We start from the raw sequence: 12,114 nt of genomic DNA, 5'->3' as shown, positions 1-12,114 counted from the left end.
GGAGAGAACATGTTAAATCCGGGACGAATACTAGATGAAAAATACGAAATAATAAAGGTCTTAGGACGAGGCGGTATGGGGACAGTATATCTCTGCAAGAATAATAGGCTAGGAAACTTATGGGCGGTTAAGGAGGTAAACGGTCAGTGGAAAGACAAAATAGATTTTCTGGCTGAGCCTAATTTACTTAAGAATTTAAGTCACATAGGAATTGTACGAATTATTGATATCTTTTATGAAGATGATAATTTATACATTGTGGAGGACTATATTGAAGGAAAGACTTTAAAGGAGCACGTAGATGCAAATGGTGCTCTCTCGTCAGAAATTGTAACAGATATATCACTGCAACTTTGCAGTATATTAGGTTATCTTCATAGTTTTAATCCACCAATTATATATAGAGATTTAAAGCCTACTAACATAATGATAAAAACTAACAACAAGGTAGTTCTTATCGACTTTGGAATAGCACGGACATACAAGGAAAATCAAGAAGGAGACACTATGATTTTAGGTTCTATGGGATACATAGCACCAGAACAGCTTGTAAATGCCCAGTCCAACGCTCAAACGGATATTTATTCTCTTGGAGCCACTATGTTTTTTATGCTTACAGGTAAATCCATAAACTTGCCTTCGGAGCTTATTTTCGAGAAAAATTATGGGTTGGATGATGATAAGAGTTTAATTAGTGTTATTAAAAAGGCTTCAGCTTTAGATGCTAAAAACCGTTATAACGATGTATCAGAGATACAATCTGAGCTTAATGCTAATATAGTTGAGGGTGAAAATGAAAAAACAATGTTTATGAATTCCAATACATCTCCTACTGAGGCTACAAAAGCGCTTTTGGTAGAGGGTAAAAAGATTGGGAAGAAAACTAAGCTAATTATATTAGCGGTGCTTGCTTGTATAATAGCTTTTGTTGTTATTTTAGCCTGGTTAATGAATAATAAAGTAGCGGGTAAAAATGCTTCTGAAGCAAAAGCTTCGCCTAAAACAACTCAAGTAGCAGCTCCTAAAACAACTGAAGCAACTAAGCCAAAGGTAGAACCAGCTGCTGAAGTTGTGGAAAAGGACACCATTGTTAAGGGGATTTTAGATATGAAAAATCCTATGATGTTAAGTTCTGAACCTAGTAGCAATGGAAAAGGTAAGGACAAAGGCAGGAACAAAGATAAAGATAAAGATAAAGATAAAGATGAAAATCAACTTGTGCAATACAATTTAAATCCTGCTGCAGCTATTTCCAACTCAAAAATATCGGTTTCACTAACTAGCATTCTGGTTATAAAGGATGATGTTATAGTTACTTTAAATATTGAAAATATAGCAGCTGCTACACAAAGATTAGATATAAGCAAAACTTATTTAGTAAATGATAAAAATGAAGCTACAAAAAGTTACAATCAGAGTTCAACCACTATGATGCTAATTCCACAAAGCTCTGGCAAACAGGAAATTAAGCTATACTTTAAAGAAATGGATATTAAAGAAGGTTCTTATATATTGAAAACAGTTTTAAGCTCTGCTGTAAAAAAAGATATAAATTTATCTGTAGATGTTAAAAAAACATAATAATTTATGCCATATACATAATGTATATGGCATAAATATTTTTGAAAATAATACACTAACCGAGGGGCCTTTTTATTTTTTTATTAATTCTTTAAATTCTATACTTTCTTTCACATTATCAAAATCCTCTTCATTTTTTGCTGCATTTTTAATATTTGTGTTAATATCAATGGCTAGTTTCAGATATTTTATAGTATTCTTAATATCGCCTTTTCTTCCATAGATACTGGCTAGACCATAATAGCTCCATTCGAATGTTTCTACTTCTAAAGCACTTTTATACCATTTGATAGCGTCATCATAATGTCCATATAATTCATTAGCTAGGGCTTTATTAAATCGGGCATAACCATAGTCAGGTTTTAGTTTTAAAGCACGATCAATTTGCTCTATACCATTTTTGAAATTTCCGCTGTAAGCTAGTGCAATGCCTTCAACAGCATATGCTTTATAAAAGTTGGGGTCTTCTTTAATTACTTGTCTTTCGGTTTCAATAGATTGCACATACTTTTTTTCGAAAAACTCATCATATCCTATTTTCCATTTCTTTTCTAAATTCTCTTGTTTATGGTTTACCTTTTGTAATTTATTCTTTTTTATTTCTTCACTTTTAATAGTGGTTACTTCCGTTTTATTGTTTGGTTGGATTGTATTATTGTTTATTTCATTAATATTTTTAATTGCAGTATTAAATACAATGCCTGATATAATAATAAAAATTAATACTTTTAATTTAAACCATTGTGATTTCATATTTTCACCTATTCTCTTATTATAGGGTTTTAAGTTGACACTTAGCGCCCTATAAATAAATTCTATGGATTCAATTTTGCTTTAAACTTATCAAAACTTAAATTTGCATTAACAAAGATTCTGCCCAATGAATAGATATTATTGTTTTTATTTATCCAACTCATATCTGTTGAAAAAGCTAACGTATAACCGGATTCTTTTGCAGCTTTTATTGTGCCTTCAGTATATCCACCGTAAGGATATGCTATATAATTTATTTTTCTGTTTAATATTTTTTCTAATTTAGCTTTTGAAGACTTCATTGTTTTTATATTATTACTATAGGATATCTTATCTAAATGCTCATGAGAGGCTGTGTGACTTTCTACTCTCAGATTGCTTGAATCCATGGATTTAATTTCTTTGGAGGTTAAAAAATTTTTCTCAACATCTATGGTATCAGTAATTACAAACACAGTGGCTTTTAATCCTAATTCTTTTAATATAGGATATGCATTGGTGTAGTTATCTTTATAGCCATCATCAAAAGTTATAATTATGGGCTTTTTAGGTACCATTTTACCTGTTTTCATATAGCTATAGAGTTCATCTACAGTTAAGGTTGTATAATTATTAGCTTTAAGATATTTCATTTGCATTTTGAAGTTTTCCTTAGAAACCCTTAGGGAATTCCCTTTTTCATAACTAATAGAATGATACATAAGTATTGGTATTTTACTATTATTTACTTGAAATGCTTTTGTTGATTTATAAGTTTTTTCTTCAATGTTTAAACTATCATTCACAGTCAAATTGTTTGGGGGTTGAGGTGCTGGATTTATTTGTTCGCTAATTACTGTAGGTGTTTTTGTAGCATTTACTGCAGTTGTAATATTGGTTTCACTAGAAGTTCTTAACCGATTAACACCATAAGTTAGACCTATTAACAATATAAAAGTTGCTATTATAATTATTATAAGTGGTTTTTTACTTAATTTCATAATACTCTCCATTTTGTTATTTATTTTTATAGTTATTTAGATATACTTACATAATACCAATATATTCACATTTAATAAAGTAAAATGTATTTACAGGTAAACTAAAATAAGGAGTACATAGATTAAATTGATATGTACTCCTTATTTTTGCCCTTAAATCATCACCTGAGGCAATGCATATTAACGGCTTATACATTTTTTCCTTTTTCGCGAAGATATTCAATTAACATTGCTCTATTTGTATTAATAATAAGTTTTTCAGGCATATCAATGTCTTTAAGTACTTTTTCTGCAACACTAAAATTTCCTATAGAAAAACAGAAATGAGCATCACTATTTACAATAATTTTTACACCTAATTTTTTGCAAAGCCTTACTATTTTAGTGCAATTAACATCACTGCCTATTCTTGAAGTTACAAAAGAACTATTATTTAATTCTATTAGTATATTTTTTTCTTTTGCTTTTTTTACTATTTCTTCTTCGTGTATAGGAAATTTTGGATTTCCCATATGTCCTAAAATATTAACATTTGGATTGTCCATAGCTTTTAAAATAGTGACTGTGTTTAAATCCGCACTCTTTCCACCTTCCATAAGTGGTTCATGCATGCTTACTATCATTATGTCAAGACCTTTTTGCAAGTCTACTGGTAGATCAAGATTACCTTCATAATCAATTATATTAGCTTCACAACCGTAAAGCATTTTAACGCCATACAATTCTTTTGGTAGGACTTTAAAATTTCCAAAATACCAAAGATCAGGAGAACCTGGCATATTAGGACCATGATCTGTAACCCCTAATATCTGGAGACCTATCTCACTAGCATATTTTGCATTTTCCATTAGTGTACTATATGCATGGCCACTAACTACAGTATGGGTATGTAAATCCGCAACAAATTTCATAAAATCGCTCCTCTCACTTTTTCATTTGTTTATCTCTAATTGTATACCAAAATTGGGGCTTATGGGTAAAACTTTGTTATGTTTTATTTAAATAACCCTAAATTCTCCACCATAAACAGTGAAACCTATTACAACTACTAAAAATAAAAGTAAAATATATATTACTTCAAATAAATTACCCACATCAGAACCTGTGGTAATATGTGGTGGTAATTTAAGCTTTAACTTACCTATTTTTTCTAGAAATTGAACAAGATTATTATGGAAGCCTAATTTTTTTAATAATACTGCAATAAATCTTGGCATTGAAAGTATTGGGACCCCTTCTTTTGTAAATATATCAGCCCAATAAATATGACTTATATACCCAACAAAAAAACATCCTGTTAAATATTCATAGCCTAATTTGTTAAATACATAGGAGGCTGAAATGTTGAAAATAGCTACCCCCTCTAGTGAGTGTAAAAACGTTCTATGAGGGAAAGTTGCTATACCAATTAACAAAATACAAATAAGATAAATATTTGAGTCATTTAAGTTAGTAAAATTATAAATTGCTAAAATTAAGCTTGAACCAGCATAAGTTAAAAATATGGAAATTCTTATAAAATCATTGGATCCTACACTTATTATAGCTGATAATTTTTTATAAATTGACCCAATTACAGGTATTTTTTTAAAAAATCTCTCATTAGTTACTCCTAAAACTATTAAAATGAAAGATGTAAAATATGTAAATATATAAGCATATTCCCCTATAAATTTTATCTTTTCTAACTCCCATATAATAGTTTTTGAATACCATAAAATCAATGCACCAAGTCCAACCCCTAAAAATAATCTAAGCAGTAACTTTAATATTTTTTCTAAATTATTTATCACTTTATTGCTTGCACTTGTAAGTGGGTTCATGTGATTTATCTTACTATGCTGACTGTCTGCATCAACAACTAACCCAGCAAGCCCTGCTGTTGCAAGGCCTATAAGGCTTATTCCCATGGGGATATGTATATATTCATTGTTGAATATTGGCATGGAATTAACAATAGGTATTGTTGCGACTATTGCATAGGATAGCATTGCTATCTTTTGATGTGATTTTCCATTCATATTATGTCTCCTTACATTTTTAATGTCATAGCAAAAATCACAAGGGTCATCAATTACATATTATTCTTCAAAAACTTAACTATATAACTTAATGTGTAAAAATCACAATCAAGTTCAGCTTTCATTATATTTAATCCTTTAATTAATGTTTCTTCATCAAAATTTTCTAATAATATCATTAGACTTATTATGTTAATGCCACCATCTTTTGTATCAAGAACCCTAGCAGCTTTAACATATTTATTTTTCATTACATTTACAACAGCATTTCGAAGGTCTTCACTAATTTCCATTTCAGGCATTTCACTAAATACTTTAGTATCTGAATTTTTAATACTAAGATTTTTAGCTTTTGTAAGATCAGAATTTAAAAATATAGTATTTTTAAATTCTGCATCTTTGAAATCAGCCCCATCTAAATTCACAGAGTCAAACATAGCATTTTCAAATATTGTATTTTTAAAATCACTGTTCTTAAGATTTGTTCCAATAAATTCAGCCCATTTAAAGGTACATTCAGAAAACACACAAGATTTAAAATGTGCACCTCTAAAAGTTACATAATCAAAATTTGACCTAGAAAAATTACAATTATAGCAATTGCTTCTCTCAAGATTTTTATACATAAAGTTCTTATCTTTTTTCTCTATATTGTTGTATACAAAATTATTCCTAACACTATGATTCTTACCCATTTTTACCTCCATGGCAAATACATTTATTTGCCTTCCTTCTATTAGTCTAATTAAAAAGACTCCTAACCAATTTTGAGAAGTGGCTAGAAGTCTCCATATTCATTATAAATATTATACACAAATTTAATAAAAGTCAATGGTTTATTAAAATCTTATATTTTTGGATTATTTATTGTTAATAGACTTTTCCACCTTGAAGATACTATAATAGAAGTAAACAACATAACAATTAGAGAAAAAAACTAGCGATAACAAATGGTGATAAAGCTTTTTAAAGAAAAGGGTTGAGATTGCAACCAATAAGAGAAAGGAGCTAGGCTAAGATGTATAGTATAGAAGTTAAAGCAGCAAGTGGAAGCTATCCAATATACATTAAGAATGGATTGCTTGGCGAAATTGGTAGTGAAGTTAAGAAGATATATAAAGGAAGAAAAATAGCTGTAGTAACAGATTCTAATGTTAATAAATTTTATGGCCCAAAGGCCATTAGCTCATTAAAAGCAGAAGGTTTTGAGACTTTTAAAATTGTGGTGAAAGTCGGAGAAGAAAGCAAATCCTTTGAAACTCTTTTAGAAGTATACGATAAACTTTTAGATTTTAAGATAAACAGGGGGGATATAATAATTGCCTTAGGTGGTGGAGTTGTGGGAGATATGACTGGTTTTGTAGCCGCAACTTTCTTAAGAGGCATTCCCTTAATACAAATTCCAACATCACTGCTGGCACAAGTGGATAGTAGCGTAGGTGGTAAGGTGGCAGTAGATCTGCCTCGCGGGAAAAATCTTGTAGGAAGCTTTTATAATCCAAAGGCAGTTTTTATTGATCCATTGCTTCTAGGAACACTTAGTGACAAATTTTTTAATGATGGCATGGGTGAAGTTATAAAATATGGAGCAATTAAAGATAGAGAGCTATTTTATAAATTAATGGATTATGAAAACAAAGAAGCTGTTTTAAAAGACATAGATAAAATCATCTATGATTGTTGTAGCATTAAGGCGGGTATTGTTGGAAGAGATGAAAGGGACACTGGGGAGAGAATGTTACTAAACTTTGGTCATACCATAGGTCACGCAATTGAACAATTCTTTAATTTTAAAGAGTACTCCCATGGAGAATCAGTGGCAATGGGAATGTATGCTATAACAACACTAGGGGAAGAGCTAGGAATGACTAAAATTGGAACAGCAAGTATTATAAGAGACATCTTAATTAAGTATAATTTACCTTGGACCTTGCCTGAAATAAAAACTGAAGCTATAATTGAAACTATTAGTCATGATAAGAAAAACATTGGCGAGCGTATGAATTTTATATTACTAGAGTCTATTGGTAATAGTTTTGTTGAGAAAATTAAGGTGGGTAATATTGCGGATTATTTACAAAAAAATCACAAATAAATTATTATATTGAATTGAGGTAATAAGTTATGAAATCAGTTATAATTCAGCCTTTTTCTTTAAATGGAAAAGTGAAAATTCCACCTTCAAAATCTTTATGCCATAGAGCAATTATAGCCGCAGCACTTAGCCAGGGCGAATGTGTGGTCAATAACGTTAATATGTCTGAGGACATAATAGCTACCTGTGCGATTATGGAAAAACTTGGAGCACAAATAAAAAGACAGGCAAATTGCCTCCGAATAATTGGGAAAGGCGCTATTGAGTTTTCTAAAACCAGGATAGTGGTGAATAAAATTGAAAACAATGAAATAACGAACAAAAAAATAGCTCGTAATGAGTTAGAATGTAATGAAAGCGGATCAACCTTACGCTTTCTAATTCCTATAGCAATGCATGCGGTCGGAAAAATAGTTTTTAGTGGTAGAGGGAAATTAGTACAAAGAACTCTTAAACCTTATTATGAAATTTTTGATAAGCAGAATATAAAGTACACAACAAATAGAGGGTGTCTTCCTTTAACAATAGATGGGAGCTTTACTCCTGGAATTTTTGAACTTAGAGGAGATGTAAGCTCTCAATTTATTACGGGCCTTCTTTATGCATTGCCTTTATTAAATGGAGATTCAATAATTATAGTTACTAGGTCACTGGAATCTATTGGGTACATAGATTTAACCTTAGATGTACTTTCTAAATTTGGAGTAAGTATAGAAAATAATAATTATAGAGAATTTAAAATAAAAGGAAATCAACACTATGAAAAAAGAGACTACAGAGTTGAAGGCGATTTTTCTCAAGCAGCATTTTATCTTGCAGCAGGTGTTTTGGGAGGAGATGTTTCCTGTGTTGATCTAAATATGGAATCGCTCCAAGGAGACAGAGTAATAGTGGACATAATAAAAAACATGGGTGGAAAGCTAACACTTGAGGATGGAATCCTAAAGTCGTCAAAATCGGATTTGCAAGGTACTATTGTTGATGTATCGCAATGTCCTGATCTTTTACCAATAGTAGCAGTTCTTGGTGCATTAAGCTCAGGAACCACAGAAATTATTAATGCTAGGAGGGCTAGAATTAAAGAATCTGATAGATTAAAAGCTATAGCAACAGAGCTAAACAAAATTGGGGCTGAGGTTATAGAAAGAGAGGATTCACTGATAATTCATGGTAAACCATGGCTTAAGGGCGGAGTGGTAAACAGTTGGAATGATCATAGAATAGCTATGGCCATGACAATTGCTTCAATTAAATGTACTGAAAATCTTACAATACATGACAGCGGTGCAGTAAAAAAATCTTACCCGAATTTTTATGAGGATTTTAAGAGCCTAGGAGGGAAAATTAATGAGTGGACAATGGGGTAAAAAAGTAAAGTATTCTATATTTGGAGAATCTCATGGAAGAGGCATAGGAATAACTATTGATGGATTACCCACCGGTATAAAACTCGATATGGATTTTATAAATAATGAAATGCAAAGACGTGCGCCAGGTAAAAATGAATTTTCAACTACAAGAAGTGAAGGAGACAAAGTTGAAATTCTAAGTGGATATTTTAATGGGTATACAACTGGTACACCTCTTTGCGCGGTTATATTTAATGAAAATCAAAACTCTGTGGATTATGACAAGTTAAAGGACTTAGCAAGACCAGGTCATGCAGATTTTACAGGAAAAGTTAAATATTCAGGCTTTAATGATTATAGAGGTGGCGGCCATTTTTCAGGAAGAATTACAGCACCACTTGTTTTTGCAGGTGCTGTTGCAAGGCAAATTCTTTTCCGTAAGGGAATCCAAATAGGAAGTCACATTGTGAGTATTGAGAGTGTATTTGACAGTTACTTTGATGGTGTTAATCTAAAAAATCAGTTGCTAATGGATATTTCAAACAAAGATTTTCCCGTAATTGATGATGTTAAAGGTGAAGAAATGAAAAGTATTATTTTAAAAGCTAAGAAAGAATCCGATTCTGTTGGTGGTATAATTGAAGCTGCTATATTGAATCTACCCTGTGGACTTGGTGAACCATTTTTTGATTCTATAGAGAGCAATTTAGCCCAGTTACTATTTTCTGTCCCTGCAGTAAAGGGTGTGGAATTTGGTAGTGGATTTGGTATAACAAAGCTTCGAGGAAGCCAGGCTAATGATGTACCTTACATGAATAAAGGTAGTTTTGCAACGAAAACTAACAATAATGGTGGAATTAATGGGGGTATTTCTAATGGGATGCCCATAGTGTTTAGGGTTGCAATGAAACCAACTCCTTCCATAGCTAAGATTCAAAGTACCATTGATATGGACACCCTGGAAAATTCAGAAGTATCTGTTACAGGTAGACATGACCCTTGTATAGTTTTAAGAGCATTACCAGTAATTGAAGCCTGCGCTGCAATGAGTATTTTAGATTTTATATAATATTACAGCTTCGTAGAAGATAAGTAGCTGCGATGGTGATGATTTAAGGATGTGGTTTAATGAGTAATGTAGATAATTATGATATAAATGATTTTAGAAATCAAATTGATGAAATCGACAATAGCCTTCTTTCACTATTTGAAAATCGTATGGAAATAGTTCTAAAGATAGCCCAATATAAAAAGAAAAACAATATGGAAATTTTAAATGGAGCTAGAGAAGAAGAGGTTATAAAGAAAAACTTAGAATTAGTTAAAAATAGTGATTTGCTTTTAGAAGTAGAGGAATTTTTTAAATCTGTTATGGAAATAAGCAGAGGACTTCAAAACAAAAATCACAGGAGGAAAAGCATAGTTTTAATTGGGATGCCTGGCTCAGGTAAAAGTGCAATTGGACAAATACTTGCAGAAAAATTAGGTGTGATTTTCCTAGACATAGACACATATATTGAAGACAGTACAAATCTTAAGATTACTGAAATATTTAAAAATGGTGAAGAGTTGTTTAGAGACATAGAAGCTAAGGTAACTTTTGAAGTATCACAAAAAGTCCCAGCAGTAATTTCAACTGGTGGTGGAGTAATTAAGAGATATGAAAACATCATAAACCTTAAGAAAAATGGCATTATTTTTTATATAAACCGACCTATTAAAAACATAGAAGGGGATATAGATATTAAGAGTCGCCCCTTACTTTCAAAGGATTTATCTCAGCTTTACTCACTGTTTGAGGAGAGGGGAACCTTGTATAAAAAATATTGTGACTATGAAATTATGAATATTAGTAATATTGATGATGTAGTTAATAATATTATAGAGATATATGCAGAAAATAATAAATAAGAGGTGTGGTTATGAAGGTATTAATAATTAATGGTCCTAACCTGAATTTTCTTGGAATAAGGGAAAGGGGCGTGTACGGAAACACAACTTATGAAGAAATGTGCAGTTATCTCTATAAAGAGGCTAAAAAACTTCAGGTTACTATTGATATTGTTCAGAGTAATATTGAAGGTGAAATAATAAACACAATACAAGGCGCTTATGATAAGTACGACGGAATAATCATTAATGCTGGAGCATACACCCATTATAGTATTGCAATATTTGATGCTATAAAATCCGTTTCCATAAATACTATAGAGGTTCATCTTAGTAATATCTATGCAAGGGAAGAATTTAGGCAAAAATCAGTAACTGCGCCAGCCTGCATAGGCCAAGTTTGTGGATTTGGTAAATATGGCTACATTATGGCTTTAAATGCTTTATTACAAAAATAGGGACAATGGACTAACTTCAATTTCGCATATAGTTAAAATAATTATAAAGGAGGGGAAAGCCTGTGGCTGGATTTTTGTTGGAGCTTGGTTTGAAGTTTCAAACCGTTAGTGTTTTGATAAGACTAATAATAACTTTAGCACTAATAATTATACTTCATCTAGTAAAGAAAGGTATCTTCTCATTTGTTGATAAATCCAAGTTTTATTCTAAGGATATAATAAAATATAAAAAGACAACTTCATTATTTATAAATATTTTATCGCTTATAGTCATTATACCAATATGGATGTATGAGTCTAAGGATATACTTACATTTTTGGGCATTTTCTCAGCAGGGCTAGCCTTTGCCTTTCGTGATGTTGTAGCTAGTTTTCTAGGGTGGGTAATAATTAACACCAAAAAGCCCTTTGCAATTGGCGATAGAATAAAGATTGGGAAAAGTCTTGGTGATGTATTAGCAGTGGACTGGTTTTATACCACTATAATTGAAGTTATCGAAAATGACAACAAAACCTACGGTCAAAGCACTGGGAGAATTACTCATATACCAAATATAATGGTTTTAACTGAAGAACTTATAAATGAAACTAACTCTTTCCCGTTTACTTGGAATGAGATTGAAATAAACCTTAGCCTTAGCAGCAATTGGAAAAAAGCTAAAGAAATATTAGTAACTATTGCTAATGATAAAGTAGGAGATATAGAACAAGAAGCAAAGAAGGCACTAAGTATAGCCTCAAAAACTCTTCCAATTTATTATGAAAACCTTTCTCACACAATATACACATCTATAGAGGAAGGAAGAGTGTGTTTAAGCTTAAGGTTTATTTGCAAGGCGAGAAATTTTAGAAATTTAGAACATGCAATAGTAGAGGATATTTTAGATGAGTTTTCTAAACAAGAAGATATAGAGTTAGTATAATTAAAGGTCAGTGGCAGTATTCAGCTACGGACCTTTAAGGCTGTTTGTATACTATTATTAATAA

12 protein-coding genes are annotated in these 12,114 nt (G+C 31.3%); 7 read left to right on the top strand and 5 right to left on the bottom strand.

The annotated features are described in order from the left end of the window. Window positions 1-9 precede the first annotated feature (9 nt). On the top strand, window positions 10-1,581 hold the full coding sequence (locus ACREV6_RS03520) for a serine/threonine-protein kinase (protein WP_431576636.1): 1,572 nt from the start codon (window positions 10-12) through the stop codon (window positions 1,579-1,581). A 72-nt stretch (window positions 1,582-1,653) separates the two neighbouring features. Here ACREV6_RS03520 and ACREV6_RS03515 read toward each other — a convergent pair whose 3' ends face one another. From ACREV6_RS03515 to ACREV6_RS03495, 5 genes are all read right to left on the bottom strand, one after another. After that, on the bottom strand, window positions 1,654-2,334 hold the full coding sequence (locus ACREV6_RS03515) for a tetratricopeptide repeat protein (RefSeq protein WP_431576635.1): 681 nt from the start codon (window positions 2,332-2,334) through the stop codon (window positions 1,654-1,656). Between the two features lie 62 nt (window positions 2,335-2,396). Continuing rightward, on the bottom strand, window positions 2,397-3,314 hold the full coding sequence (locus ACREV6_RS03510) for a polysaccharide deacetylase family protein (RefSeq protein WP_431576634.1): 918 nt from the start codon (window positions 3,312-3,314) through the stop codon (window positions 2,397-2,399). Between the two features lie 188 nt (window positions 3,315-3,502). Next, on the bottom strand, window positions 3,503-4,225 hold the full coding sequence (locus ACREV6_RS03505; RefSeq protein WP_431576633.1) for a phosphatase: 723 nt from the start codon (window positions 4,223-4,225) through the stop codon (window positions 3,503-3,505). Between the two features lie 87 nt (window positions 4,226-4,312). Beyond that, the gene (locus tag ACREV6_RS03500) at window positions 4,313-5,335 is read right to left on the bottom strand and encodes a metal-dependent hydrolase (protein ID WP_431576632.1); all 1,023 of its coding nucleotides are present in this window, start codon (window positions 5,333-5,335) and stop codon (window positions 4,313-4,315) included. A gap of 53 nt (window positions 5,336-5,388) precedes the next feature. Further along, window positions 5,389-6,030 (bottom strand): pentapeptide repeat-containing protein, encoded by a 642-nt coding sequence (locus ACREV6_RS03495; RefSeq protein WP_431576631.1) that lies wholly within the window; start codon window positions 6,028-6,030, stop codon window positions 5,389-5,391. Window positions 6,031-6,353: 323 nt separating this feature from the next. Here ACREV6_RS03495 and aroB point away from each other — a divergent pair, with 323 nt between their 5' ends. The 6 genes from aroB (at window position 6,354) to ACREV6_RS03465 (ending at window position 12,050) form a co-directional block, all read left to right on the top strand. Next, window positions 6,354-7,430 carry a 3-dehydroquinate synthase gene (aroB, locus tag ACREV6_RS03490; RefSeq protein ID WP_431576630.1) on the top strand — a complete coding sequence of 359 codons (1,077 nt, stop codon included), beginning with the start codon at window positions 6,354-6,356 and terminating at the stop codon, window positions 7,428-7,430. A gap of 29 nt (window positions 7,431-7,459) precedes the next feature. After that, window positions 7,460-8,797 (top strand): 3-phosphoshikimate 1-carboxyvinyltransferase, encoded by a 1,338-nt coding sequence (aroA, locus tag ACREV6_RS03485; protein ID WP_431576629.1) that lies wholly within the window; start codon window positions 7,460-7,462, stop codon window positions 8,795-8,797. Next, the gene (aroC, locus tag ACREV6_RS03480; RefSeq protein ID WP_431576628.1) at window positions 8,778-9,848 is read left to right on the top strand and encodes a chorismate synthase; all 1,071 of its coding nucleotides are present in this window, start codon (window positions 8,778-8,780) and stop codon (window positions 9,846-9,848) included. Before aroA ends, aroC begins: the two co-directional genes overlap by 20 nt. Before the next feature lie 59 nt (window positions 9,849-9,907). Next, a complete protein-coding gene (locus ACREV6_RS03475; protein ID WP_431576627.1) occupies window positions 9,908-10,690 on the top strand; it encodes a chorismate mutase in 783 nt (260 codons plus the stop codon). Between the two features lie 11 nt (window positions 10,691-10,701). Further along, window positions 10,702-11,127: a type II 3-dehydroquinate dehydratase gene (gene aroQ, locus ACREV6_RS03470; RefSeq protein WP_431576626.1), complete on the top strand. Its 426-nt coding sequence runs from the start codon at window positions 10,702-10,704 to the stop codon at window positions 11,125-11,127. 62 nt (window positions 11,128-11,189) lie between these two features. Then, on the top strand, window positions 11,190-12,050 hold the full coding sequence (locus ACREV6_RS03465) for a mechanosensitive ion channel domain-containing protein (RefSeq protein WP_431576625.1): 861 nt from the start codon (window positions 11,190-11,192) through the stop codon (window positions 12,048-12,050). Window positions 12,051-12,114 lie beyond the last annotated feature (64 nt).

This window comes from Clostridium sp., assembly GCF_050717515.1.
GTDB lineage: Bacteria > Bacillota > Clostridia > Clostridiales > Clostridiaceae > Clostridium_AD.
The sequence above is the reverse complement of the archived record's forward strand: the minus strand, read 5'-3'. Positions and strand labels throughout refer to the sequence as shown.

Bases quoted from the DNA above. Each gene is read 5' to 3' on its own strand.
- ACREV6_RS03520 (WP_431576636.1), top strand. From the start codon at position 10: ATGTTAAATCCGGGACGAATACTAGATGAAAAATACGAAATAATAAAG.
- ACREV6_RS03505 (WP_431576633.1), bottom strand. From the start codon at position 4,225: ATGAAATTTGTTGCGGATTTACATACCCATACTGTAGTTAGTGGCCAT.
- ACREV6_RS03475 (WP_431576627.1), top strand. From the start codon at position 9,908: ATGAGTAATGTAGATAATTATGATATAAATGATTTTAGAAATCAAATT.
- ACREV6_RS03510 (WP_431576634.1), bottom strand. From the start codon at position 3,314: ATGAAATTAAGTAAAAAACCACTTATAATAATTATAATAGCAACTTTT.
- aroC (WP_431576628.1), top strand. From the start codon at position 8,778: ATGAGTGGACAATGGGGTAAAAAAGTAAAGTATTCTATATTTGGAGAA.
- ACREV6_RS03500 (WP_431576632.1), bottom strand. From the start codon at position 5,335: ATGAATGGAAAATCACATCAAAAGATAGCAATGCTATCCTATGCAATA.
- aroB (WP_431576630.1), top strand. From the start codon at position 6,354: ATGTATAGTATAGAAGTTAAAGCAGCAAGTGGAAGCTATCCAATATAC.
- ACREV6_RS03515 (WP_431576635.1), bottom strand. From the start codon at position 2,334: ATGAAATCACAATGGTTTAAATTAAAAGTATTAATTTTTATTATTATA.
- aroA (WP_431576629.1), top strand. From the start codon at position 7,460: ATGAAATCAGTTATAATTCAGCCTTTTTCTTTAAATGGAAAAGTGAAA.
- aroQ (WP_431576626.1), top strand. From the start codon at position 10,702: ATGAAGGTATTAATAATTAATGGTCCTAACCTGAATTTTCTTGGAATA.
- ACREV6_RS03495 (WP_431576631.1), bottom strand. From the start codon at position 6,030: ATGGGTAAGAATCATAGTGTTAGGAATAATTTTGTATACAACAATATA.